The 23,329-nt window shown below is 50.5% G+C and carries 26 protein-coding genes, 1 pseudogene and 1 other annotated feature; of the genes and pseudogenes, 17 read left to right on the top strand and 10 right to left on the bottom strand.

Annotated features, from left to right (window positions below; genetic code table 11):
• Positions 1 to 193: 193 nt before the first annotated feature.
• Together spy and ves are read left to right on the top strand one after the other, a co-directional pair.
• Complete coding sequence (gene spy / locus ABIE10_RS04145) at positions 194 to 679, top strand: ATP-independent periplasmic protein-refolding chaperone Spy (protein ID WP_003030629.1); 486 nt, start codon at positions 194 to 196, stop codon at positions 677 to 679.
• A 351-nt stretch (positions 680 to 1,030) separates the two neighbouring features.
• The gene (gene ves / locus ABIE10_RS04140) at positions 1,031 to 1,606 is read left to right on the top strand and encodes an environmental stress-induced protein Ves (RefSeq protein ID WP_200102373.1); all 576 of its coding nucleotides are present in this window, start codon (positions 1,031 to 1,033) and stop codon (positions 1,604 to 1,606) included.
• On the opposite strand, the gene cho is transcribed toward ves, so the two are convergent.
• A complete protein-coding gene (gene cho / locus ABIE10_RS04135; protein ID WP_429154808.1) occupies positions 1,566 to 2,480 on the bottom strand; it encodes an excinuclease Cho in 915 nt (304 codons plus the stop codon). The genes ves and cho overlap by 41 nt on opposite strands.
• A gap of 105 nt (positions 2,481 to 2,585) precedes the next feature.
• Positions 2,586 to 3,416 carry an ammonia-dependent NAD(+) synthetase gene (nadE, locus tag ABIE10_RS04130; protein ID WP_047498859.1) on the bottom strand — a complete coding sequence of 277 codons (831 nt, stop codon included), beginning with the start codon at positions 3,414 to 3,416 and terminating at the stop codon, positions 2,586 to 2,588.
• A gap of 210 nt (positions 3,417 to 3,626) precedes the next feature.
• On the opposite strand from nadE, the gene osmE reads away from it, so the two are divergent.
• From osmE to chbG, 7 genes are all read left to right on the top strand, one after another.
• Complete coding sequence (osmE, locus tag ABIE10_RS04125) at positions 3,627 to 3,968, top strand: osmotically-inducible lipoprotein OsmE (RefSeq protein WP_016152853.1); 342 nt, start codon at positions 3,627 to 3,629, stop codon at positions 3,966 to 3,968.
• 297 nt (positions 3,969 to 4,265) lie between these two features.
• Complete coding sequence (chbB, locus tag ABIE10_RS04120; RefSeq protein WP_003832547.1) at positions 4,266 to 4,586, top strand: PTS N,N'-diacetylchitobiose transporter subunit IIB; 321 nt, start codon at positions 4,266 to 4,268, stop codon at positions 4,584 to 4,586.
• A gap of 87 nt (positions 4,587 to 4,673) precedes the next feature.
• Positions 4,674 to 6,032 carry a PTS N,N'-diacetylchitobiose transporter subunit IIC gene (gene chbC, locus ABIE10_RS04115; protein WP_003030619.1) on the top strand — a complete coding sequence of 453 codons (1,359 nt, stop codon included), beginning with the start codon at positions 4,674 to 4,676 and terminating at the stop codon, positions 6,030 to 6,032.
• A gap of 54 nt (positions 6,033 to 6,086) precedes the next feature.
• Positions 6,087 to 6,434, top strand: a complete 348-nt coding sequence (chbA, locus tag ABIE10_RS04110; RefSeq protein WP_003030618.1) for a PTS N,N'-diacetylchitobiose transporter subunit IIA — start codon at positions 6,087 to 6,089, stop codon at positions 6,432 to 6,434.
• Between the two features lie 10 nt (positions 6,435 to 6,444).
• Positions 6,445 to 7,287, top strand: coding sequence for a transcriptional regulator ChbR (gene chbR / locus ABIE10_RS04105; RefSeq protein WP_085951046.1), 843 nt, complete (start codon positions 6,445 to 6,447; stop codon positions 7,285 to 7,287).
• Between the two features lie 124 nt (positions 7,288 to 7,411).
• Positions 7,412 to 8,767, top strand: coding sequence for a 6-phospho-beta-glucosidase (locus ABIE10_RS04100; RefSeq protein WP_016152854.1), 1,356 nt, complete (start codon positions 7,412 to 7,414; stop codon positions 8,765 to 8,767).
• Between the two features lie 12 nt (positions 8,768 to 8,779).
• Positions 8,780 to 9,538, top strand: a complete 759-nt coding sequence (gene chbG, locus ABIE10_RS04095) for a chitin disaccharide deacetylase (RefSeq protein WP_429154806.1) — start codon at positions 8,780 to 8,782, stop codon at positions 9,536 to 9,538.
• Between the two features lie 36 nt (positions 9,539 to 9,574).
• On the opposite strand, the gene katE is transcribed toward chbG, so the two are convergent.
• Positions 9,575 to 11,833 carry a catalase HPII gene (gene katE / locus ABIE10_RS04090; protein ID WP_235116730.1) on the bottom strand — a complete coding sequence of 753 codons (2,259 nt, stop codon included), beginning with the start codon at positions 11,831 to 11,833 and terminating at the stop codon, positions 9,575 to 9,577.
• Between the two features lie 209 nt (positions 11,834 to 12,042).
• On the opposite strand from katE, the gene cedA reads away from it, so the two are divergent.
• Positions 12,043 to 12,288: a cell division activator CedA gene (cedA, locus tag ABIE10_RS04085; RefSeq protein WP_369707928.1), complete on the top strand. Its 246-nt coding sequence runs from the start codon at positions 12,043 to 12,045 to the stop codon at positions 12,286 to 12,288.
• A 67-nt stretch (positions 12,289 to 12,355) separates the two neighbouring features.
• Here cedA and tcyP read toward each other — a convergent pair whose 3' ends face one another.
• From tcyP to hxpB, 4 genes and pseudogenes are all read right to left on the bottom strand, one after another.
• Positions 12,356 to 13,747, bottom strand: a complete 1,392-nt coding sequence (tcyP, locus tag ABIE10_RS04080) for a cystine/sulfocysteine:cation symporter (protein ID WP_019078417.1) — start codon at positions 13,745 to 13,747, stop codon at positions 12,356 to 12,358.
• 135 nt (positions 13,748 to 13,882) lie between these two features.
• Entirely contained in the window at positions 13,883 to 14,482 is a 600-nt protein-coding gene (locus ABIE10_RS04075; protein ID WP_087121839.1) for a metal-dependent hydrolase, read from the bottom strand.
• 83 nt (positions 14,483 to 14,565) lie between these two features.
• Positions 14,566 to 14,688: pseudogene (locus ABIE10_RS04070) on the bottom strand (SDR family oxidoreductase); the annotation flags it as partial.
• 30 nt (positions 14,689 to 14,718) lie between these two features.
• A complete protein-coding gene (gene hxpB, locus ABIE10_RS04065) occupies positions 14,719 to 15,387 on the bottom strand; it encodes a hexitol phosphatase HxpB (protein ID WP_016156335.1) in 669 nt (222 codons plus the stop codon).
• Between the two features lie 168 nt (positions 15,388 to 15,555).
• Here hxpB and ABIE10_RS04060 point away from each other — a divergent pair, with 168 nt between their 5' ends.
• A complete protein-coding gene (locus ABIE10_RS04060; RefSeq protein WP_019076635.1) occupies positions 15,556 to 16,092 on the top strand; it encodes a YniB family protein in 537 nt (178 codons plus the stop codon).
• A gap of 64 nt (positions 16,093 to 16,156) precedes the next feature.
• Here the strand turns inward: ABIE10_RS04060 and ABIE10_RS04055 are convergent, their stop codons facing one another.
• Both ABIE10_RS04055 and pfkB read right to left on the bottom strand, forming a co-directional pair.
• Complete coding sequence (locus ABIE10_RS04055) at positions 16,157 to 17,017, bottom strand: fructosamine kinase family protein (RefSeq protein ID WP_016152861.1); 861 nt, start codon at positions 17,015 to 17,017, stop codon at positions 16,157 to 16,159.
• A 269-nt stretch (positions 17,018 to 17,286) separates the two neighbouring features.
• Positions 17,287 to 18,216, bottom strand: coding sequence for a 6-phosphofructokinase II (gene pfkB, locus ABIE10_RS04050; protein ID WP_016156336.1), 930 nt, complete (start codon positions 18,214 to 18,216; stop codon positions 17,287 to 17,289).
• Positions 18,217 to 18,503: 287 nt separating this feature from the next.
• Between pfkB and ABIE10_RS04045 the strand changes: the two genes are divergently transcribed.
• Positions 18,504 to 19,262, top strand: a complete 759-nt coding sequence (locus ABIE10_RS04045; RefSeq protein WP_016152863.1) for a DUF481 domain-containing protein — start codon at positions 18,504 to 18,506, stop codon at positions 19,260 to 19,262.
• Positions 19,263 to 19,429: 167 nt separating this feature from the next.
• On the opposite strand, the gene yniD is transcribed toward ABIE10_RS04045, so the two are convergent.
• Positions 19,430 to 19,537: a small membrane protein YniD gene (yniD, locus tag ABIE10_RS04040; protein ID WP_003030590.1), complete on the bottom strand. Its 108-nt coding sequence runs from the start codon at positions 19,535 to 19,537 to the stop codon at positions 19,430 to 19,432.
• A gap of 304 nt (positions 19,538 to 19,841) precedes the next feature.
• Between yniD and thrS the strand changes: the two genes are divergently transcribed.
• From thrS to pheM, 5 genes are all read left to right on the top strand, one after another.
• Complete coding sequence (thrS, locus tag ABIE10_RS04035; RefSeq protein WP_047500283.1) at positions 19,842 to 21,770, top strand: threonine--tRNA ligase; 1,929 nt, start codon at positions 19,842 to 19,844, stop codon at positions 21,768 to 21,770.
• A 3-nt stretch (positions 21,771 to 21,773) separates the two neighbouring features.
• A complete protein-coding gene (gene infC / locus ABIE10_RS04030; RefSeq protein ID WP_048997935.1) occupies positions 21,774 to 22,316 on the top strand; it encodes a translation initiation factor IF-3 in 543 nt (180 codons plus the stop codon).
• A 96-nt stretch (positions 22,317 to 22,412) separates the two neighbouring features.
• Positions 22,413 to 22,610, top strand: coding sequence for a 50S ribosomal protein L35 (rpmI, locus tag ABIE10_RS04025; RefSeq protein WP_003030583.1), 198 nt, complete (start codon positions 22,413 to 22,415; stop codon positions 22,608 to 22,610).
• Positions 22,611 to 22,665: 55 nt separating this feature from the next.
• Positions 22,666 to 23,022 carry a 50S ribosomal protein L20 gene (rplT, locus tag ABIE10_RS04020; protein WP_003030578.1) on the top strand — a complete coding sequence of 119 codons (357 nt, stop codon included), beginning with the start codon at positions 22,666 to 22,668 and terminating at the stop codon, positions 23,020 to 23,022.
• Between the two features lie 120 nt (positions 23,023 to 23,142).
• Positions 23,143 to 23,267, top strand: a sequence feature (Phe leader region).
• Positions 23,148 to 23,192 carry a pheST operon leader peptide PheM gene (gene pheM / locus ABIE10_RS04015; RefSeq protein WP_001386830.1) on the top strand — a complete coding sequence of 15 codons (45 nt, stop codon included), beginning with the start codon at positions 23,148 to 23,150 and terminating at the stop codon, positions 23,190 to 23,192. It overlaps the preceding feature by 45 nt.
• Positions 23,268 to 23,329 lie beyond the last annotated feature (62 nt).

The raw sequence follows: 23,329 nt of genomic DNA, 5'->3' as shown, positions 1-23,329 counted from the left end.
ATTGCAACTCTGCGCAATTTATTCTTTTTTTCTCCATAATTGATGAAAGTTTGTTTTTTACACTTTCATTGTTTTACCGTTGCTCTGATTAATTGACGCTTAAGCCGGTAAAGTTAATCTCGTCAACACGACATCACATTGCATAAGAGTCGCATGAGTGTCGTAAAAATAACTGAAAGAAAGGATAGAAATTATGCGTAAACTGACTGCTCTGTTTGTTGCCTCTACCCTGGCGCTGGGCGCTGCAAACCTGGCCCACGCCGCTGACACGACAACAGCTGCGCCAGCTGATGCCAAACCAATGATGCACCACAACGGTAAGTTTGCCCCGCATCATGACATGATGTTTAAAGACCTGAACCTGACCGATGCGCAGAAACAGCAGATTCGCGAGATCATGAAAGGTCAGCGCGATCAGATGAAACGTCCGCCGCTGGAAGAGCGCCGCGCAATGCACGACATCATCGCCAGCGATAGCTTTGATAAAGCGAAAGCGGAAGCGCAGATTGCGAAGATGGAAGAACAGCGCAAAGCCAACATGCTGGCGCATATGGAAACCCAGAACAAGATTTACAACATTCTGACCCCGGAACAGAAAAAGCAGTTTAATGCCAATTTTGAGAAGCGTCTGACAGAACGTGCCGCGCAGAAGGGTAAAATGCCGCAAGCTGCTGAGTAATCGTTCAGCGTCTACACTATATCATTCACGCTGTGTGTGCTGATTGCCGCACAGTGTGAAACCAAACTCAAGACCGCCGCTCTTGTCCACAACACGTTTAACGAGGTGGGCAGGATCGGCGGTTTTTTCTTTGCTGCCTCTTGCACCGCGCTTGTGACACGTTATTCTCCTGAAGCCCGCGAAAACTCCACCTGGATAGCGCGTTGTTCTTTTTTGCAAAACACCGGGTTCATCGCTAAGGCAAATCAACTCTGCTGCCGATAACAATAATCTGCAGGGTGAACATAACAATGATGATTTATGGCTGCCTGTTTACGGTGGGCTGCCGTGCTGCGCCTTTCTGGAGGGATGATGGAATACTTTGATATCCGCAAAATGCCGGTCAATCTGTGGCGAAATGGTGCGGGAGAAACGCGTGAGATTTGCTGTTTTCCGCCAGCAACACGAGATTTTCACTGGCGGGCGAGTATCGCCTCCATCGCAGCAAATGGAGAGTTTTCTCTTTTTCCCGGCGTAGAACGCGTGATTACCCTGCTGGAAGGCGGAGAAGTGACGCTGGAAGAGCCGAACACCTTCACGCATACCCTGAAACAGCATCAGCCTTTTACCTTTGCCGGTGACAAGGTGGTAAAAGCGAAGCTGACGGAAGGGCAGATGTCGATGGATTTTAATATCATGACCCGACGGGATGTCTGCCAGGCAAAAGTCAGAGTTGCCGATCGCACCTTTACGACCTTTGGTTCGCGCGGCGGCGTGGTGTTTGTTATCAGCGGAGCCTGGCAACTGGGTGATAAGTTGTTGACCGTCGATCAGGGTGCAAGCTGGCACGACGGTAAACACACGTTACGACTGCTGGAGCGCGAGGGGAAACTGCTGTTCAGCGAGATTAACTGGATGCCGGGGCATTCTCCGGACTTAGTTCAATAATGTCATATTGACCAGACAGAATTGGCCGGCAGAGAATTTTGTAGCCATCTTGATCAAAGCCGGCCGGCATTCGCGCCAGTGTAGCTGCCTCATCCAGCGTTGAAACGGCTCCCAGCCACAGCCAGTTATTGATGATATGGTACTGCGTCATTTCAGCGCGGGTTTCCTGCAGCGCAATGGCATTGCTCCACGGCCAGCAGATTACGCGCACTCTTTCCAGGGCTTCTACCAGACGCAAATGATGTGCTTCAGGGCTTTCTTTCCCGCAGCAGGCTCCGGCGCAGCGTTTAAGCGCAGAGCGAAAACAGGCGCGCCCGTGGCTGAGGGGTTCCAGCCCCAACAGGCCGTAGCACAGCTGTTGTTCATCGGCGAGGCTTTGCAGCGTCTGTAGCGCTGCGCGGCGGTTGGCAAATAGGCCAAACAGATTGGGGGCGTGGGAGAAATCAATATCTCGTGCGTAAACCACCTGAACCGTTCGATCGGTAAGCTGCAAGGCACACAGCTGGCGATTGCGTCGCAGCCGTTTGTTAAACAGGGGCTGCTGTTCTTTGATAAGCCGCGCTTCCAGCAGCAGGGCGCCAATTTCTCCTGCCGTACAAATCCAGCTAATGCGCCTGGCCTGACGCAGCATACTCGCTTCGTCTGCGGTACGCAGATGCGCCAGCACACGGCTGCGAATATTGACACTTTTACCAATATAAAGCGGCATGGTGTCGCTATCACTGTGAAACAGATAGACGCCTGGCGCGGTGGGAAGCGCACTCAAAAACGGGCGCAGGTGCTCGGGATATTCATAGATTGCCGCTGCCTCAAATGTCAGACGAGGGGCTGATTGACGCTGTACCACTGTTGACTCCAGATGCTGGTTATACATCCAGTGTAGCAGTTTGAGGGCGATTAAAAAAGCGGCATGAGATTCAGCAGGCTAATGCCAGATAGGGCCAATCCTGGCGCTACCCGGCATTTTGAAGGGAAAGGATTACGCTTTTTTCCAGAAATCATCAAACACGGTGATCGGTGTGCGACGTTTATGCTCAGTTTTCACGTACCAGCCTTCAATTTTTTTCGCGACGTCGGCATCCAGCGTTTTTCCTTCCAGATAGTCGTCGATGTTGTCGTAAGTGACGCCGAGTGCGGCTTCATCCGGCAGAGAAGGGCGATCGTCCTCGAGGTCGGCAGTTGGTGCTTTCTTATATAAGTGCTCCGGGCACCCCAGCGCGGCGAGCAGTTGTTTGCCCTGGCGCTTGTTCAGACGAAATAGTGGGTTAATGTCGGTACCGCCATCGCCGTACTTAGTGAAAAATCCGGTGATGGCTTCTGCAGCATGATCGGTACCCACGACAACCCCGCTGGTCATGCCGGCGATACTGTATTGTGCCTTCATACGTTCACGGGCTTTTTCATTGCCACGCACAAAATCGCTCAGTTCAATACCCGCTTCACGCAGGGCCTGCTCGCTGGCCAGCACCGCGCCCTTAATATTGACGGTCAGTACGCGGTCCGGTTGAATAAAGGCGATGGCATCCTGGCAGTCCTGCTCATCGGCCTGAACGCCATACGGTAGGCGTACGGCAATAAACTGCAGTGCGTCATTACCCGTTTCTTTTCGCAGCTCGGTGATCGCCATCTGGCACAGTTTTCCCGCGAGCGTTGAGTCCTGTCCGCCGCTAATTCCCAACACCAGTGATTTCAGAAAGGGGTAGGTCTGCAGATACGATTTCAGGAAATCCACGCTGCGGCGAATTTCTTCTTCTGCATCGATGTGCGGTTTTGCGCCAAGCGCCTGGATTATCTCTTGCTGCAGAGTCATTTAACCCCCTCCGAAAAATAAAATGATCAAAAAAATGATGTGTTAAAGCTAACGCGTTGAGGCCCAAACGACAAGGGATGCGAGCCTGATATAGCATCATTTTGTTTTAATAGAATTTTCCGAAACCACCTAAGTATCCTCTGATTGCTTGAAAAATGCGTTGTTGTGCTCCAGGCTTATATAACACGCTGAAATACAAGAGGACGGAATATGAACAAGAATCTAACAGGAATTCTGAGCGCAGCGGCTGTTTTGACTATGCTGGCAGGGTGTACGGCCTACGATCGTACGAAAGACCAATTTGTTCAGCCCGTGGTGAAAGATGTGAAGAAAGGGATGAGCCGGGCGCAGGTAGCGCAGATTGCCGGTAAACCGTCTTCCGAAGTCAGTATGATCCATGCGCGTGGGACGTGTCAGACCTACATCCTGGGTCAACGAGATGGTAAAGCTGAGACCTATTTTGTTGCTTTAGATGACACCGGACACGTGATTAACTCTGGCTACCAGAGCTGCGCAGAGTACGACACCGACCCGCAGGCTGCGAAGAAGTAACAACTGTTTATTGCCTGAGCACTCGGGAAAACCGGCCACTGCGCCGGTTTTTTTATGTCACACGATCTTAATTATTGACGCGAATTATTTACCTGAAGTGTGAGGGTGGTCATAACGCCAGGTCAAGGAGAGACAATTTAGTTGGTCAAGGAAATACCATCCGCCGGTGCAATCCCGTATACTCATTTCAGCCACCTAAAAAAGTAATTTAGCTGACGCAAGTTACCCAGAGCATGGATGCAGGTTAGGGCTTGCGGAGTGTCTGGTGACAGATAATCGCACATGAGGATCGTTTTAATGGAAAAGAAACACATTTATCTGTTTTGTTCTGCGGGCATGTCGACTTCATTGTTGGTTTCGAAGATGCGTGCTCAGGCCGAAAAATACGAAGTACCGGTTATTATTGAAGCGTTTCCTGAAACGCTGGCCGGAGAAAAAGGTCCAGTGGCCGATGTTGTATTATTAGGTCCACAAATTGCTTATATGTTGCCCGAAATTCAACGTTTGTTACCTAACAAGCCTGTGGAAGTGATTGACTCGCTGCTGTATGGCAAAGTCGATGGTTTAGGCGTGCTTAAGGCTGCGGTTGCAGCAATTAAAAAAGCCGCAGCAAATTAATTATTTTATTTTAATTTTTCCCGTCAAAGAGTTATTTCATTAACATTCACCGCAATTATTAATTGCGGTATTTAAGGGTATTTTTCTATGAGTAACGCTATTGCTTCACTTGAAAAGGTACTCCTTCCTTTTGCTGTAAAAATTGGAAAGCAGCCACACGTTAATGCAATCAAAAACGGTTTTATTCGTTTAATGCCGTTAACCCTCGCAGGGGCCATGTTTGTATTAATCAATAACGTTTTCCTGAGCTTTGGGGAGGGGTCGTTTTTTTATTCAATGGGCATTCGACTTGATGCTTCAACTATTGAAACGCTGAATAGTTTGAAAGGCATTGGTGGAAACGTCTATAACGGTACGCTGGGTATCATGTCATTGATGGCGCCGTTCTTTATCGGTATGGCGCTGGCAGAAGAACGCAAAGTCGACTCACTGGCTGCCGGGCTGTTATCCGTCGCCGCGTTTATGACCGTAACGCCATATAGCGTGGGTGAAGCCTATGCCGTTGGCGCGAACTGGCTCGGCGGTGCCAATATTATTTCCGGTATTATTATCGGCCTCGCGGTCGCGGAAATGTTCACCTTTGTGGTCCGTCGCAATTGGGTAATTAAATTACCCGATAGCGTACCGACATCCGTGTCGCGCTCTTTCTCTGCGCTGATTCCTGGCTTCCTTATCCTCTCCATTATGGGGATCATCGCCTGGGCATTGAACACCTGGGGTACGAACTTCCACCAGATCATCATGGATTCCATTTCAACTCCGCTGGCATCGCTGGGTAGCGTGGTGGGTTGGGCCTACGTGATTTTTGTTCCGCTGCTGTGGTTCTTCGGTATTCATGGTTCACTGGCGCTGACCGCGCTGGACAGCGGTATCATGACGCCATGGGCGCTGGAAAACATCTCCATTTACCAACAGTTTGGTTCCGTAGACGCCGCGCTGGAAGCCGGAAAGACCTTCCACGTCTGGGCGAAACCGATGCTCGACTCCTATATTTTCCTCGGGGGTAGCGGGGCTACGCTGGGTCTGATTATCGCTATCTTCCTGGCATCGCGTCGTCCGGATTATCGTCAGGTTGCTAAACTGGCACTGCCGTCAGGCCTGTTCCAGATTAACGAACCTATCCTGTTCGGTCTGCCGATCATCATGAACCCGGTGATGTTTATCCCGTTCATTCTGGTGCAACCGATTCTGGCGGCGATTACGCTGGCAGCTTATTACTCCGGCATTATTCCACCGATTACCAACATCGCACCGTGGACCATGCCAACCGGTTTGGGCGCGTTCTTTAACACCAACGGTAGCGTCGCTGCTCTGCTGGTCGCGCTGTTCAACCTTGGTATCGCCACGCTGGTTTACCTGCCGTTCGTGGTGGTAGCCAACAAAGCGCAGAACGTTATTGATCAAGAAGAAAGCGAAGAAGATATCGCTAACGCATTGAAATTCTAAATTTAATCCGGCATGGCTTCACGGTCATGCCGGACTGAACCAGAGGAAAAAAGTATGTTGGATATCGAGAACATCGTCGACACGCAGTCAGAAGCAGAAGAACTTGAAGAAGTGGTGATGGGGCTCATCATCAATTCCGGTCAGGCGCGTAGCCTGGCGTACGGCGCGCTCAAAATGGCCAAGCAAGGCGATTTCGAGTCAGCTAAGGCTATGATGGACCAGTCCCGTCTGGCGCTGAACGAAGCGCACCTCGTGCAAACGAAACTGATTGAAGGCGATCAGGGCGAAGGTAAAATGAAAGTTAGCCTGGTGCTGGTTCATGCTCAGGACCACCTGATGACATCAATGCTGGCGCGTGAGCTGGTGACTGAACTGATTGAGCTTCACGAAAAGCTGAAATAGCGAGGAGTTCATAATGCAGCTACAGATTAACGCACCGGAAATCAAAACCGTCTATGAGCAGCAGCTGTTTAATGGCAAAAATTTCCATGTGTTCATCTACAACAAAACTGAGAGCATCAGCGGGCTGCATCAGCATGACTACTACGAATTTACCCTGGTTTTAACCGGGCGCTATTATCAGGAAATCAACGGTAAACGCGTATTGCTCGAACGCGGGGACTTTGTTTTTATTCCATTGGGATCGCACCACCAGAGTTTTTATGATTTTGGGGCGACAAGGATCCTGAACGTCGGTATCAGTAAACGCTTTTTTGAACAGCACTACCACCCGCTGCTGCCATTTTGTTTCGTTGCATCGCAGGTCTATCGGGCGAATAATTCGTTTCTCACTTACATTGAAACGGTTATTGCATCATTGAACTTTCGCGAGAGTGGACTGGATGAATTTGTAGAAGTGGTCACCTTCTATATTATTAACCGGTTGCGCCATCATCGCGAAGAGCAGGTGTTGGATGATATTCCGCAGTGGCTTAAAACCACCGTGGAGACCATGCATGACAAACGGCAGTTTAGCGAGAATGCGCTGGAAAACATGGTACACCTGTCCGCGAAATCCCAGGAGTATCTGACCCGCGCAACCCAGCGTTATTACAGCAAAACACCGATGCAGATCATTAATGAAATCCGCATTAACTTTGCTAAAAAACAGCTGGAAATGACTAACTATTCTGTAACGGATATTGCTTACGAATCTGGCTACAGTAGTCCAAGTCTGTTTATTAAAACGTTTAAAAAGCTGACGTCATTTACACCTAATAGCTATCGTAAGAAATTAACTGAATTTAATCAGTAGATATTATTTGCCAATAACCCATTTTTTATAGCTTGCCCAAAATAGCGTCGGGACAGCCACGCTATATCTGATAAACGGGTTGAGCATAATACACGTCAGTGTTTTGACACTGAAGGGAGAAAGTATGAGCCAGAAATTAAAAGTCGTCACTATCGGTGGCGGGAGCAGCTACACCCCTGAGTTACTTGAAGGCTTTATTAAGCGCTATCATGAATTACCGGTTTCTGAATTGTGGCTGGTTGATGTCGACGATGGAAAAGAGAAGCTGGACATTATTTTTGACCTTTGCCAGCGCATGATCGATAAAGCTGGCGTGCCGATGAAGTTGTTTAAAACGCTGGACCGCCGTGAAGCGCTGAAAGATGCTGATTTCGTTACCACCCAGTTGCGCGTAGGGCAACTGAAAGCCCGCGAAAAGGATGAACGCATTCCGCTGAGCCACGGGTATCTGGGGCAGGAAACCAACGGCGCTGGTGGGCTGTTCAAAGGTCTGCGTACTATTCCGGTTATCTTTGATATTGTCAAAGATGTGGAAGAACTGTGCCCGAATGCGTGGGTAATTAACTTTACTAACCCGGCCGGGATGGTGACGGAAGCGGTCTATCGCCATACGAATTTTAAGAAATTCATCGGTGTATGTAATATTCCTGTCGGCATGAAAATGTTCATTAGCGATGTGCTGGCGCTGAAAGAGAGCGATGACTTATCCATCGATCTGTTCGGTCTGAACCATATGGTCTTTATTAAAGACGTACTGGTGAATGGTAAATCACGCTTTGATGAACTGTTGGATGGCGTGGCTTCAGGTCAACTGAAAGCCTCCACCGTGAAGAACATCTTCGATCTGCCGTTCAGTGAAGGGTTGATTCGCTCGCTGAAGCTGCTGCCGTGCTCATATTTGCTTTACTATTTCAAGCCAAAAGAGATGCTGGCGATTGAAATGGGTGAATACTATAAGGGCGGCGCTCGCGCTCAGGTGGTACAGAAAGTGGAGAAACAACTGTTTGATCTGTACAAAAATCCGGATTTGAACGTGAAACCGAAAGAGCTTGAACAGCGCGGTGGAGCCTATTACTCCGATGCGGCCTGTGAAGTGATCAACGCCATCTACAACGACAAACAGACCGAGCACTATGTCAACGTTCCGCACCATGGGCATGTTGACAATATCCCGGCAGACTGGGCGGTTGAGATGACCTGTACACTGGGACGCAACGGCGCCACGCCGCACCCACGTATTACCCATTTTGATGAGAAAGTGCTCGGCCTTATCTATACCATAAAAGGCTTTGAAGTCGCGGCGAGCAATGCGGCACTGAGCGGTGAGCTGAATGATGTGCTGCTGGCGTTGAACCTGAGTCCGCTGGTGCATTCTGACAGCGATGCCGAGATTCTGGCGCGTGAGCTGATTCTGGCGCATGAAAAATGGCTGCCAAACTTCGCCGGGTGTATCGAGAAACTCAAAAGCGAACAACACTAACTGAGGTCGGCTATGGAACGCGTACTGATTGTAAATGCGGATGATTTTGGCCTGAGTAAAGGACAAAACTACGGCATTGTTGAAGCCTGTCGCAATGGCGTGGTCACCTCGACAACCGCACTGGTTAATGGCGCAGCCATTGACCATGCGGTACAGCTGAGTGGCGATATTCCTGAACTTGCCGTTGGGATGCATTTTGTTCTGACGCTGGGCAGGCCGTTGACGGCAATGCCAGGCCTTACTCGTGACGGGTTACTGGGAAAATGGATCTGGCAGATGGCTGAAGAAGACACCTTGCCGTTGGATGAAATTTCTCAGGAACTGGCCGCGCAGTATCAGCGTTTTATTGACCTGTTCGGGCGGGAGCCAACGCATCTGGATAGCCATCACCATGTGCATATGTTCCCGCAGATTTTCCCTATCGTGGCCGGGTTTGCTGCCCAACGGGGGATTGCGTTACGGATCGATCGTCAGACGGTATTCCAGGCGTCTGACTTTCCGCAGACGTTACGGACTTCCCAGGGATTCAGCAGCGAGTTTTATGGCGAAGCGATTTCTGAAGCCCTGTTTTTGCAAACGCTTGACGCGTCAGCAGACCGGGGAGAGTCCTCGCTGGAAGTGATGTGTCATCCGGCCTTTATCGATGACATTATTCGTCAAAGTGCCTACTGTTACCCCCGCTTAACTGAGCTCGACGTGCTGACGTCTCCGTCACTGAAATATGCTATTGCGGAGCGCGGTTATCGTCTTGGCAGTTTTCTGAACGTCTAACTCCTGAGTTTGCGGCGCATAATGCGCCGCATTTTTTTAGGCAGGTATCGTGTCTATTTTTCCGGCGCGTGACCAGACGCGGTGCGCAGTCATTAGCGTCAGCAGGGTATCCATAAACTGTGCGTCTGCACTGTCTGCCTCCACCACGCCTTCTTCTCCTTCAGTTTTGATATCCAACGTTGTTTTAAACTGACGCGCATCGCCAGCCAGTGCGATAGGTTTTAAGTGCTTATACGCTTCGAGTAAGTAATATCGGGCATCACCGTTCATAGCGATATCTGCGATATTGCCACACGGAACGATAACCGCATCGACGGTCAGCGATGGTGAACCCGCAAAGGTACCGGCGATTGTCAGGACGGAACCATCATCGGCAACCACATTACCCATTCGGGAATAGAGCAGTTTGGCGTGAACGCCTTTGGCCTGTAAGGCTTGCATGATGGCAAGCAGGTCGCCCGATTTCACCTGGTCATTAAGTAGAATGGCGACCACGCGGCCCTTAATCTCACCTTGCGCACCCGCATATAAACTGAGTGACGGCGCACTTTTCAAACCATTGACGTTAGCCGGTGGGGCGATTTTGGCCTGTTCCTCGGTTAGCTCAAAACCGAGATTATCGGCAACCGCCTCGGCGAGGGCTGTATCAATATGGGCTAACTGTTCGACCACTCTTTCCCGAATATAGGGGCGCGTAACTTTGCTGAGTTCGAAGCTGAATCCGCCGATAATATGCTGCTGTTCAATTGGCGTCTGACTTAACCAGAACAGGCGAGGGTGCGCATAGTATTCGCCAAAAGAGGGGCTACGTTCGCGGATTTTGTTTCCTTCAATCCGTTCCTGATACGATTCAAATCCACCGCGTTTTGGCCCCGGCGGTGTTTCACGCGGCCAGTTATCATTGATGGAATTAGGTTCATAGTTGGCAGGGTTGGTATCGATGTCCATACGATGCATGCCGTCACGCTGGAAATTATGGTACGGGCAGGTCGGGCGATTAATCGGTATTTCATGGAAGTTGGGCCCGCCCAGGCGGCTGATTTGGGTATCGGTATACGAAAACAAGCGGCCTTGCAGCAAGGGATCGTTGGTAAAATCGATACCAGGGACGATGTGTCCGGGATGAAAAGCGACTTGTTCATTTTCGGCGAAGAAATTATCCGGATTACGATTCAGCACCATTTTACCGACGCGTTGCACCGGAACCAGCTCTTCTGGGATCAGCTTGGTCGGGTCGAGCAGGTCAAAATCGAACTTGAATTCGTCTTCTTCAGGAATGAGCTGCAGCCCCAGTTCGTATTCCGGATAATCGCCTGCTTCGATAGCTTCCCACAGATCGCGGCGATGAAAATCGGGGTCACGACCGGTAAGTTTTTGCGCTTCATCCCATACCAGCGAAGCTTTGCCCGCCAGCGGTTTCCAGTGAAAACGGACAAAGGTGGCTTTCCCTTGCGCATTTATCAACCGGAACGTGTGAATGCCAAAGCCTTCCATCGTGCGATAGCTGCGTGGAATACCCCGGTCGGACATCGCCCATATAACGTTGTGCAACGTTTCTGGCTGTAACGAGACATAATCCCAAAAGGTATCGTGGGCGCTTTGACCCTGTGGGATAGCCCAATGCGGCTCCGGTTTTACCGCATGGACGAAATCCGGGAATTTATGGGCATCCTGAATGAAGAAGACTGGTGTGTTGTTTCCCACCAGATCGAAAATGCCCTCCTCAGTATAAAATTTGGTCGCAAATCCTCGAATATCTCTGACCGTATCCGCTGAGCCTGCGCCGCCCTGAACCGTAGAGAAACGGACAAAAACCGGGGTGATTTTATTTTCATCACTCAGAAAGTCCGCTTTCGTTGTCGCGCTGAGGCTGGCATAGGGCTGAAAGTAACCATGAGCGGCCGAACCTCGGGCATGTACGATCCGCTCCGGGATGCGTTCGTGATCAAAATGGGTGATTTTTTCCCGCAGGATAAAGTCTTCCAGCAGAGTTGGCCCACGGTTTCCTGCGCGCAGAGAGTTTTGATCGTCCGCGATGCGCACTCCCTGATTGGTTGTCAGAGCAAAATCTTCGCTGCCTTTACGAAAACTATCCAGCGCGTTGAGTTTGTCACTTTTGGTGTCAGGCGCTTTTAAGCTGCCGGACGTAGTGGGCTGCATGCCTGGTGGCGTGGGTTCAGGTGTTGGCCGATGTGAACCGTCTGCTGGCGCCAGTGAGTCAAGTCCTGGCTGGGATTCGCTGGCATCATGAACCGGCGCTGAGTGATGGAGTGGGTGCTTATCATTCTGTGACATTAAACTCGTCTCCTGTTTTCATCGCTTAAAGGTCGTTGTTGCCGTCAAAAGCTTTAACTATAGACCACTTGCTCAGTGGTGCAGGAACTGACCGAGGGCGTAAAGCGCGATGAACCAGGCAAACAGCGCACGCAAGGCAGGACGTCAGGAGGCAAAATCGGCTAAGATAGCCGTTTTCTGATTTTTAGAATTAGTCTTTAGTGAAGCAACTGATTATGAAACCTCTTCGCCAACAAAATCGTCCGGTAATTAGCTATGTTCCTCGCGTGGAGCCAGCCCCACCAGAGCATGCAGTTAAAATGGATGCGTTTCGTGACGTATGGATACTGCGCGGAAAATATGTCGCTTTTGTCTTAATAGGGGAGGCGTTTCAGCGTTCGCCTGCATTTACGGTCCCGGAATCAGCGCAACGCTGGGCTAATCAGGTTCGCCAGGAAAATGAACTGAGCGATTAATGGATATAAAAAAACCGCCGGAGCATGACACTCCGGCGGTTTTTTTTGTTTTTCAGATCTAACAGACTTAGCGATGCGCCAGTTCGGCGTTATCGTCGCTGTCCAGAATTGTTTTATCGGTCTGTTTCAGCCATTGGCTGGTCAGCGTACCGGCTGTCATAGAACCGCTCACGTTCAGCGCAGTACGACCCATATCGATCAGCGGCTCAACGGAAATCAGCAGCGCAACCAGCGTGACCGGCAGACCCATAGCTGGCAGGACGATCAGCGCGGCAAACGTTGCACCGCCACCCACACCCGCAACCCCTGCGGAACTGACGGTGACGATACCGACCAGCGTGGCAATCCACATCGGGTCCAGCGGGTTGATCCCGACGGTTGGGGCGACCATTACTGCCAGCATTGCCGGGTACAGCCCTGCACAACCGTTCTGGCCAATGGTGGCGCCAAAGGAGGCGGCAAAAGAGGCGATGGATTCAGGCACGCCCAGACGACGGGTTTGCGCTTCAACGTTCAGCGGAATTGAGGCTGCGCTGGAACGGCTGGTGAAGGCGAAAGTCAGCACCGGCCACACCTTGCGGAAGTATTTCAGCGGGCTAACGCCGTTAACACCCAACAGGATCCCGTGTACCACGAACATAATGCCCAGACCGAGATAAGAGGCCACGACAAAGCTACCCAGCTTGATAATGTCCTGCAGGTTGGAGCCTGCAACCACTTTGGTCATCAGCGCCAGAACACCGTACGGTGTCAACTGCATCACCAAACGAACCAGCTTCATCACCCAGCTTTGCAGGGTATCGATAGCGACCAGCACGCGCTCGCCTTTCGGCGCATCATCTTTCAGCAGCTTCAGTGCGGCAACACCGAGGAATGCCGCGAAGATAACCACGCTGATAATCGACGTCGGGTTAGCTCCGGTCAGATCGGCAAACGGGTTTTTCGGGATAAACGACAACACCAGTTGTGGAACGCTGAGGTCAGCTACTTTGCCAACATAGTTGGTTTCAATCGCGTTCAGACGAGCGGTTTCGGCCCCACCTTGCACCAGACCTTCCGCGGTCAGGCCGAACAGGTTGGTCACCAGAACCCCTACCAGCGCGGCAATCAGCGTAGTAAACAGCAGCGTACCGATGGTCAGGAAGCTGATTTTACCTAACTGAGAGGCGTTGTGCAGACGCGCAACGGCGCTGAGAATAGACGCAAACACCAGCGGCATGACAATCATCTGCAGCAGTTGGACGTAACCGTTGCCGACAATGTTGAACCACTGTACGGAATCTTTAAGAACCTGGCTGTCGGAACCATAAATGGTGTGCAGGGCGAGGCCAAACACCACACCCATGACCAGACCGACCAGTACTTTTTTTGCCAGACTCCACTGCTTGTGACGGGCTTGCGCCAGCACGAACAGCAGCACTACGAACACGATAATGTTCGCGATTAATGGATAGTTCATCCCCGTTCTCCTGATCTTATTATGCGTATCACCGTGTGACGGTGATTCTGTTGGCGCAAGATTAGCAGAACTGTGACTTGCCTCTTATATTCAAATGGAATTGTTTATGCCAAAAATAACTTTTTGGCTGATTTATTAGTCAACCTGGTGCGTTATAAAACGATTAAACTGCATTTGCAGCGTATTTATCATCTGTGATGACCAGCGCACCGCACTGTTCTCTTGTACGGTCTGCGGCATCCAGATTGCCCACGCGAACAGCGCCATGCACAGAAACCGCTCCAGTTGATTGCCTTTTTGCGGCACGAGGATAGGCAGACGAAAACGCCAGCGGCAGGGCCAAAGCAGGGGGACGCCCGCCGGGGTCAACATGTCGGCCAGAATGTGGCTGAGATAACCGAGAACCATACCTTGTAAGGCATCCGCTGGAATTATCCAGGTATCAGGGACTTTCAGGTAAAACGTGGCCAGCAGGGCAAAAACCGCCAGCAGGCTATGCGTAAACCCGCGATGACCAAATGCCCGGGCAATGGGCTTTGATACCCACTTCAGACGCTGCCCCAGCAGGGATTTTGGATGATCGATATCCGGCAGCAGGCACGTCAAAATGGCTGAAGGAACAATATGCCACCAGTCACCCTGCGCAAGAACGGGCGTTAGCTCGGCATTCTTGGCAAATACCGCACAGGCAATAGAAAAAAGAAGGTGACCTTCCGCCGTCATGATAAAACCCAATAAACTGTCGATTCATACAGTATAGGGGTTTTATACAGTAGGCGGAAGAGGTGACGTTGTAACCCTTTGTCACAAGTGCGCCTTTACCGCGCCAGCCAACCGCCATCCACGACCAGCGTATAGCCATGTATATAGTCCGAGGCAGCACTTGCGAGGAACACGACCGGGCCTTTCAGGTCATCAGGCGTGCCCCAGCGTCCGGCAGGCGGGCAATGCGATCATTGCCCGTCGCAGGATTAGCCGCGCAGGTGAGCGGCAGTGAGTTCGGTGAGCGAGGCCAGTTTGACGTCGGCCAGAACGAAGCGAGGATCGTCTTGATTTTCATGCGCAGGTACTACGATGGAACGCATACGGGCGGCTTTCGAAGCAATCATGCCGTTCACCGAGTCTTCCAGTGCTACGCAGTTTATAGGGTCAATGCCCAGTTTTGCCGCGCAATCGAGATAAACCTGCGGGTGCGGTTTGCTGTAGGGCAGTTTTTCCGCAGAAGCCAGTGCATCGAAGCTGCTGCGCAGATCAAACATGGTTAGCACTTTTTCCAGCATATGCAGCGGCGAGGCGGATGCCAGTCCTACTTTCAACCCCTGAGATTTGCACAATGCCACGGCCTCACGCACGCCCGGCAGCAGTGGTTTTGTTTCTTCAACTAACGCAATTGCCCGGGTAATGATGCGCTCGGTTACTTCCTGACGTGAGGGACCGTTCCACGGTTGTTGTGCAAACCACAAATCAACCACCATGTCGATGCGTAAGCCAAGTGTATCGGGAAGTTCATGGCGGCGGGAGATATCAACGCCTAAACTTGCTATCACATCCAGTTCGGCTTGATCCCAAAGCGGTTCAGAATCGACCAGTAATCCATCCATATCGAAAATTGCAGCAAGAATTTGACGCGGGGTTGACATCACAACCTCTCCTTTACGGGTGATAAAAGGGATTAAGAGCCAGCCTGGACGGGCTCTGAGCGTTCATTATGGCTAATTCAGCAGTATACCGCCTTTAAAGATCAGGCGAAAACGATAATCAACGGGTAAACTTAGGCCAAAATGACACGTCTTAATCAAGGGGAACTCATGACGTATCAACAAGCTGGACGCATTGCTATCTTGAAAAGGCTGGTGGGATGGGTGATTTTCATTCCCGCGCTGATTTCAACCCTGGTTTCAGTACTGAAGTTTATGTATGCGCACAGCGAAAAGCAGGAAGGGATTAACGCGGTCATGCTCGATTTTGCTCACGTGATGATCGACATGATGCGTGTGAACACACCTTTTCTTAACGTGTTTTGGTATAACTCGCCGACGCCCGATTTTCAAAGTGGACTGAATCTCGTTTTTTGGCTGATTTTCATTCTGATTTTTATCGGTCTGGCGTTGCAGGATTCAGGCGCCAGAATGAGCCGTCAGGCGCGTTATTTACGCGAGGGTGTTGAGGACCAGTTGATTCTGGAACAGGCAAAGGGCAGTGAAGGGTTATCACGTGAGCAACTTGAGTCGCGTATTGTGGTACCGCACCATACGATCTTTTTACAAATTTTCCCGCTCTATATTTTGCCGGTGATCGTTATCGTGATTGGCTACTTCTTCTTTTCATTACTGGGTTTTTTGTAACTGCTGCACTATCAGGCCTGACGCGTTGCGAAACGCCAGGCCAGATAAGCAACGTGCGACTTTGCTAAGCCGCCAGTAACCTGTCCAGCGCCTTCTGCGCCACGACCAGATGCTGTCCCCCAAACAGAATAGCCCTGTTCAGCAGCGTATAGAGCTGGTAGACAGGCTGTCTGTCGAGAAAATCCAATGGTAGCGGAGAAACAGACTGATAACCGTCATAGAGTTGCGGCGGCTGATCGGTATGTAACGGCAGCATTGCCAGGTCACACTCTCTGTCCCCCCAGTAGCAGGCAGGGTCAAAGATGTACGGGCCGTTCGGGCCAAGGGCGCAGTTCCCGGACCACAAATCACCATGCAGAAGAGATGGCTGCGGCTGATGGGAAGAGAGACGCTGCTGAACATGCTCGACGATGGCGTCGATATTGCCAAACGCAATGCCTTTTTCAGCGGCGAGTTCCAGCTGCCAGCCAATACGCTGCTCGGCAAAAAAGGTTGACCAGCGACGTTGCCAGGTGTTGGGCTGCGGCGTGGTAGAGAGCGCATTATCGAAGTCGAGCCCAAACTGCGGCTGATCGCTCCATTCGTGCAAATGTGCCAACTGCTGGCCGAGGATAAACGCGTTGTGCGCATCAAGCGGACGGGGAGGGAGGAAATCCATCACCAGAAAGCTGTAATCTCTGTCTGCGCCTACCGCCCAGACTTTCGGTACAGATACGGTTTGACTGCGAGAAAGTAGCTCCAGCTGATCGGCTTCCGCCGTAAAGCCGGTTAACAGCTCTCTTTCATCGCATTTAACGAAAAAATCGCGCCCCGCATAGCGTAAATGCCATGCGGCGTGGATCTCTCCGCCGGGCAGTTCGTTACGCAGTTCGATTTCGCCTTCACCTAATTGCTCGCTTAAAAGACGACTGATAGCCTGCCACATGATGTCTCTCCCCATGTTGTCTGCCAGATCATAAGGTTAGCGCAAGAATGCGGTTAAAAAACACGAACTGACGCACACCACGGACGCGTCATCGCTGGAAAGGCACTTAATGTGTGTCGTTCTTCTTCACCTCGCATAGTTGTGAAGACGCCTGGTCGCACATGATTCACTGCTTTGTAATCACGTGATTTTTCATCATAGACGTATAACACCTATGCCGACAGTTTTACGGGGAAATCCCCTTGTAGCTAAACAAGGGGAAGCCGTTATTACTGAGCCAGATACGCGTATATTTTTTGCGTATCGTCTAAAGCGCACAGACGCGTACCCTGATTCAGGGTGGCGGCGCTACCTGCGGCGACACCGTAACGAACAATATCTGCAAAAGGTGCGCTCTCAGCCAGTTTAAGCGTCATGGCCCCGACCATACTGTCGCCCGCGCCTACGGTACTTTGACTCTTCACCGGCGGCGGAACCACCTGCACACAAGTTTCACGATCAACGCCCAGCGCTCCTTGTGGTCCAAGCGAGACCACTACGCGATGCGCTTTTCCGCTTTGCACGATTTCCTGCGCGGCGTTGCGCACATCATCGGGCTGCGTGAGTTCGCGATTCACCAGCGCGCTCAGTTCTTTGAGGTTGGGTTTGACCAGTTCGATATTGCCGATGGTTAATGCTGCCGCCAGCGCTTCGCCAGAACTATCGACGATACAGCGAATCCCTTGTTTTTGTGCTGTGGTAATGAGCCGGGTCAGCTTCTCAAGCTGTACGCCAGGCGGCAAACTGCCGCTAATAACCAGCAGTGCGCCAGACTCAATTTCCAGCACCTGATCCTGAAGTTGGTAAAACTCATCATCGGTGAGCGCAGCGCCTGGCATGACGAAGCGATACTGTTCGCCGCTGGACTCAACGTGGACATGGAGATTTTGTCGGGTCCAGTCTTTAGCTTCGACGGTGGACACGGGAACATTTTCGTCGGCGAGCAAAGCAACAAGATGCTCTCCGGTGGCGCCACCCGCAGGGAAGATGGCCGTAGCGGTGCCGCCAAGATGGGCAATCGCGCGAGCGACGTTGATACCGCCGCCGCCGGGTTCAAAAACCGGCGAGGTACAGCGAAGCTTACCTTCCGGGTAGATTTGCGGCGTGATTGTTGCGCTATCGAGAGAGGGCGCAAGTGTTAACGTATAGATACGTACCATCTTTACCTCCTGTTAGGCTGTCCTCAGTCTGGCACTTAACCCCCCGAAAGTGAAGTAATTAACAACATGATTTTTCATATCTTTATTTAAAATAATCGCGTTAAAGATATATAAATAAAAAAACGGTTTAGGAACGCTCTTATTCAAAAAATGAAATAAGAATTTATTGCTATGTTATTCGAGTCTTTTTATAATTTGTTACCTTTCAAGGGTCTTTTGTCATTGATCCATATGAAAGTTTCCGAGACCGTTATGGTCTCTTTTTTTGTTGTACGGACTCTTAATAAATGAAGCTTTTGAAGACAGTGCCCGCAGCGTTACTGCTGACGGGTGGCCTGCTTGCGTCAATGCAGGCTGCCGCCGATGATTCCGTTTTTACTGTCATGGATGACCCTTCCAGCGCGAAAAAACCCTTTGAAGGTAACCTGAACGCGGGATATCTCGCCCAGTCAGGCAACACAAAAAGTTCTTCTTTAACTGCAGACACCACCATGACCTGGTACGGTCAAACTACAGCGTGGTCTTTGTGGGGAAATGCCAGCAATACCTCCTCAAATGATGAGCGTTCATCAGAGAAATATGCCGTAGGTGGCCGTAGTCGTTACAACATGACCGACTATGATTATCTCTTTGGTCAGGCAAGCTGGCTGACCGACCGTTACAACGGCTATCGCGAGCGTGACGTGCTGACCGCAGGTTATGGTCGTCAGTTCCTCAACGGACCAGTGCACAGCTTCCGTTTTGAATTCGGTCCTGGTGTGCGCTATGACGAGCACACGGATGGTACCACCGAAACACAGCCGCTGGGCTATGCGTCCGGGGCCTATGCGTGGCAGATGACGGACAATACTAAGTTTACGCAAGGTGTGTCGGTATTTGGTGCTGACGATACAACGCTCAATTCTGAAACAGCCTTGAACGTTGCCATCAACGAACACTTTGGGTTAAAGGTGGCTTACAACGTTACCTGGAACTCTGAACCACCGGCAACAGCGCCGGAGCATACCGATCGTCGTACTACTGTGTCACTCGGCTATCGTATGTAATGACAAGCCGGGTCAAATAATTGGCCCGGCTTTTCTCAATTAACGTTAAATTTAATTAATATTAAATCTGTGTTTTATTTTTAATACTTATCAATAACGCGCTATTTTCAGACGAATTCGATTTAATTGATAAATACAACGGAACCGGAACAGCGTGCGCCAGTATTTTAACCCCAGATCATCGCAGCCCAACGTAGCATCAGCATTGCCGCACAAATAACGAGCAGTATTACAACCATCTTCCAGTGTTTCTTCGCAAAGCGATTTGTTGGCATTGTCCTTTTCCTGCTCAGGTTAGATGACTTTATACAAGTGTAACAAAAACATCAGGGTGTCAGTGAATTGATTTACATCATAGAGTGCGCGTTGATTGTTGCTTTGATCGGCTCGTAATGCCGTGTACACTGTCAAACGGTGTTATCAAAAAGCGGGTGTAGGTCCAGTGTAGCCATTAAGGCGACCAGTGACATATTTCGCAGAGTGAAGCGGGAATCAGCCCACACCTTTTTGATGATTTTAAATATTGAATCTTTGTATGTGATCTTACGTGTGGGTCACCACTGCAAATAAGGATATAACATGCCTGTTATTACTCTTCCTGATGGCAGCCAACGCCATTACGACCACGCTGTAAGCCCCATGGATGTTGCGCTGGACATCGGTCCAGGTCTGGCGAAAGCCACTATTGCTGGCCGTGTTGACGGTGAGCTGGTAGATGCTTCCGATCTGATTGAGCATGATGCGAAGCTCTCCATCATCACCGCGAAGGATGAAGAAGGTCTGGAGATCATTCGTCACTCCTGTGCGCACCTGTTAGGGCACGCGATCAAACAACTCTGGCCGCACACCAAAATGGCGATCGGACCGGTTGTTGATAACGGTTTTTACTACGATATCGATCTTGACCGTACGCTAACCCAGGAAGATGTCGACGCGCTCGAGAAGCGGATGCACGAGCTCGCTGAGAAAAACTACGATGTCATTAAGAAGAAAGTCAGTTGGTACGAAGCGCGTGAAACCTTCGTGAAGCGTGGCGAGACCTATAAAGTCTCCATTCTTGATGAAAACATTGCCCATGATGACAAGCCTGGCTTGTACCATCATGAAGAATATGTCGATATGTGCCGTGGCCCGCACGTGCCGAACATGCGTTTCTGTCATCACTTCAAACTGATGAAGACCGCTGGGGCATACTGGCGTGGCGACAGCAATAATAAGATGCTGCAGCGTATTTATGGTACTGCATGGGCCGATAAAAAAGCCCTGAATGCCTACCTGCAACGTCTGGAAGAAGCGGCCAAACGCGACCACCGTAAAATCGGTAAGCAGCTTGACCTGTATCATATGCAGGAAGAAGCGCCGGGTATGGTGTTCTGGCACAATGATGGCTGGACAATCTTCCGTGAACTGGAAGTCTTTGTTCGCTCAAAACTGAAAGAATACCAGTATCAGGAAGTTAAAGGTCCGTTCATGATGGACCGCGTGCTGTGGGAAAAAACAGGTCACTGGGATAACTACAAAGATGCGATGTTCACGACCTCCTCTGAGAACCGTGAATACTGCATTAAGCCCATGAACTGCCCGGGTCACGTGCAGATCTTCAATCAGGGTCTGAAATCCTATCGTGATCTGCCGTTGCGTATGGCCGAGTTTGGTAGCTGCCACCGTAATGAGCCGTCAGGCGCGCTGCATGGCCTGATGCGTGTTCGTGGCTTCACTCAGGATGATGCACATATCTTCTGTACAGAAGAGCAGATCCGTGATGAAGTTAACGCTTGCATTCGTATGGTCTACGATATGTATAGCACCTTTGGCTTCGAGAAAATCGTCGTCAAACTGTCCACTCGCCCCGAAAAACGTATCGGTAGCGATGAAATGTGGGACCGTGCTGAAGCTGACCTGGCCGTTGCGCTGGAAGAAAACAACATCCCGTTTGAGTACCAACTGGGTGAGGGCGCATTCTACGGTCCGAAAATTGAATTTACCCTGTATGACTGCCTCGATCGTGCATGGCAGTGCGGTACTGTACAGCTGGACTTCTCTCTGCCGTCCCGTTTAAGCGCCTCTTATGTTGGCGAAAACAACGAGCGTCAGGTGCCGGTTATGATTCACCGCGCAATTCTTGGGTCGATGGAACGTTTCATCGGTATCCTGACCGAAGAGTTCGCTGGCTTCTTCCCGACCTGGCTTGCGCCAGTTCAGGTTGTCGTCATGAACATCACCGATTCACAGTCTGAATACGTCAACGAATTAACGCAGAAACTACAAAATGCGGGTATTCGTGTAAAAGCAGACTTGAGAAATGAGAAGATTGGCTTTAAAATCCGCGAGCACACTTTACGTCGTGTCCCTTATATGTTGGTCTGTGGCGACAAAGAGGTAGAAGCAGGCAAAGTTGCCGTGCGCACCCGTCGTGGCAAAGACTTGGGCAGCCTGGACGTAAATGAAGTGATTGAGAAGCTGCAACAAGAGATTCGCAGCCGCAGTCTTCAACAACTGGAGGAATAAGGTATTAAAGGCGGAAAACGAGTTCAAACGGCACGTCCGAATCGTATCAATGGCGAGATTCGCGCCCTGGAAGTTCGCTTAACAGGTCTGGAAGGCGAAGCTTTGGGTATTGTGAGTCTGAGAGAAGCGATCGAAAAAGCTGAAGAAGCTGGAGTAGATTTAGTTGAAATCAGCCCTAACGCCGAACCGCCAGTTTGTCGTATTATGGACTACGGCAAGTTCCTTTATGAAAAGAGTAAGTCTTCTAAGGAACAGAAGAAAAAGCAAAAAGTTATCCAGGTTAAGGAAATTAAATTCCGTCCTGGCACCGACGATGGCGATTACCAGGTAAAACTCCGCAGCCTGGTACGCTTTCTGGAAGATGGCGATAAGGCTAAGATCACGCTGCGTTTTCGCGGTCGTGAGATGGCCCACCAACAGATCGGTATGGAAGTGCTCAACCGCGTCCGTGACGATCTGAGTGAACTGGCAGTAGTCGAATCCTTCCCTACGAAGATCGAAGGCCGCCAGATGATCATGGTGCTCGCTCCTAAGAAGAAACAGTAAGGCCTTCAAGTAGCAATGTCTGTGGAGCCTGCGGGTTCCACAGCCGTTGTTCGCCTACGTTTCGTTTATTAACAATGCGAAGTGGAAGTTATTAAAATGCCAAAAATTAAGACCGTACGCGGTGCTGCTAAGCGCTTCAAAAAAACCGGTGGTGGTGGATTTAAGCGTAAGCACGCAAACCTGCGTCATATTCTGACCAAAAAATCTACTAAGCGTAAACGTCACCTGCGTCCAAAAGGCCTCGTTTCTAAAGGCGATCTGGGTCTGGTTATCGCGTGCCTGCCGTACGCATAAGCCGTTAACGTTTAATTAATTTTTTTACTAAGAATATAGATACAGGAGAGCACATATGGCTCGCGTAAAACGTGGTGTAGTTGCCCGTGCACGTCACAAGAAAATTTTGAAACAAGCTAAAGGCTACTACGGTGCGCGTTCTCGCGTATACCGCGTTGCCTTCCAGGCTGTTATCAAAGCTGGTCAGTACGCTTATCGTGACCGTCGTCAGAAAAAGCGTCAGTTCCGTCAACTGTGGATTGCGCGTATCAACGCAGCAGCACGTCAGAACGGTATTTCTTACAGCAAATTCATCAACGGCCTGAAAAAAGCCTCTGTTGAAATCGACCGTAAGATCCTGGCTGACATCGCAGTATTCGACAAAGTAGCGTTCACCGCTCTGGTCGAAAAAGCGAAAGCAGCTCTGGCATAAGCCGGTGAAAAGAGGGAGCCTGGCTCCCTCTCTTTTATTTGTAGTGCAATCAATTGGTTGACAATTTATCCGTAAGCCTTTTCAATAAAGGTTGTCCGGTTTTTACCACACAAGGTAACGCAAGCATGAATGCTGCTATTTTCCGCTTCTTCTTTTACTTTAGCACCTGAACTCAGGAGGCTTGCGCGTGAAAGAAGAAACGGAAAACAGCGCCTAAAAGCCTCCCTGGTGGAGGCTTTTTTTATACACGTTATCCTTCAGGCTGCCTCTGCGTTGGCTGCAGTCGCTTCCCCCAGTCTCGTACTTG

The sequence above is a fragment of the Citrobacter sp. 506 genome, assembly GCF_050434985.1.
Classification (GTDB): domain Bacteria; phylum Pseudomonadota; class Gammaproteobacteria; order Enterobacterales; family Enterobacteriaceae; genus Citrobacter; species Citrobacter braakii.
This window is presented reverse-complemented; position numbering and strand designations above follow the sequence as displayed.

Excerpts from the sequence above, each read along its gene's own strand:
- thrS (WP_047500283.1), top strand. The coding sequence starts at position 19,842 with ATGCCTGTTATTACTCTTCCTGATGGCAGCCAACGCCATTACGACCAC.
- chbB (WP_003832547.1), top strand. The coding sequence starts at position 4,266 with ATGGAAAAGAAACACATTTATCTGTTTTGTTCTGCGGGCATGTCGACT.
- chbC (WP_003030619.1), top strand. The coding sequence starts at position 4,674 with ATGAGTAACGCTATTGCTTCACTTGAAAAGGTACTCCTTCCTTTTGCT.
- hxpB (WP_016156335.1), bottom strand. The coding sequence starts at position 15,387 with ATGTCAACCCCGCGTCAAATTCTTGCTGCAATTTTCGATATGGATGGA.
- spy (WP_003030629.1), top strand. The coding sequence starts at position 194 with ATGCGTAAACTGACTGCTCTGTTTGTTGCCTCTACCCTGGCGCTGGGC.
- pfkB (WP_016156336.1), bottom strand. The coding sequence starts at position 18,216 with ATGGTACGTATCTATACGTTAACACTTGCGCCCTCTCTCGATAGCGCA.
- ABIE10_RS04055 (WP_016152861.1), bottom strand. The coding sequence starts at position 17,017 with ATGTGGCAGGCTATCAGTCGTCTTTTAAGCGAGCAATTAGGTGAAGGC.
- rplT (WP_003030578.1), top strand. The coding sequence starts at position 22,666 with ATGGCTCGCGTAAAACGTGGTGTAGTTGCCCGTGCACGTCACAAGAAA.
- chbA (WP_003030618.1), top strand. The coding sequence starts at position 6,087 with ATGTTGGATATCGAGAACATCGTCGACACGCAGTCAGAAGCAGAAGAA.
- chbG (WP_429154806.1), top strand. The coding sequence starts at position 8,780 with ATGGAACGCGTACTGATTGTAAATGCGGATGATTTTGGCCTGAGTAAA.
- katE (WP_235116730.1), bottom strand. The coding sequence starts at position 11,833 with ATGTCACAGAATGATAAGCACCCACTCCATCACTCAGCGCCGGTTCAT.
- ABIE10_RS04045 (WP_016152863.1), top strand. The coding sequence starts at position 18,504 with ATGAAGCTTTTGAAGACAGTGCCCGCAGCGTTACTGCTGACGGGTGGC.
- osmE (WP_016152853.1), top strand. The coding sequence starts at position 3,627 with ATGAACAAGAATCTAACAGGAATTCTGAGCGCAGCGGCTGTTTTGACT.
- rpmI (WP_003030583.1), top strand. The coding sequence starts at position 22,413 with ATGCCAAAAATTAAGACCGTACGCGGTGCTGCTAAGCGCTTCAAAAAA.
- ves (WP_200102373.1), top strand. The coding sequence starts at position 1,031 with ATGGAATACTTTGATATCCGCAAAATGCCGGTCAATCTGTGGCGAAAT.
- ABIE10_RS04060 (WP_019076635.1), top strand. The coding sequence starts at position 15,556 with ATGACGTATCAACAAGCTGGACGCATTGCTATCTTGAAAAGGCTGGTG.
- nadE (WP_047498859.1), bottom strand. The coding sequence starts at position 3,416 with ATGACTCTGCAGCAAGAGATAATCCAGGCGCTTGGCGCAAAACCGCAC.
- tcyP (WP_019078417.1), bottom strand. The coding sequence starts at position 13,747 with ATGAACTATCCATTAATCGCGAACATTATCGTGTTCGTAGTGCTGCTG.
- yniD (WP_003030590.1), bottom strand. The coding sequence starts at position 19,537 with ATGCCAACAAATCGCTTTGCGAAGAAACACTGGAAGATGGTTGTAATA.
- cho (WP_429154808.1), bottom strand. The coding sequence starts at position 2,480 with ATGTATAACCAGCATCTGGAGTCAACAGTGGTACAGCGTCAATCAGCC.
- ABIE10_RS04100 (WP_016152854.1), top strand. The coding sequence starts at position 7,412 with ATGAGCCAGAAATTAAAAGTCGTCACTATCGGTGGCGGGAGCAGCTAC.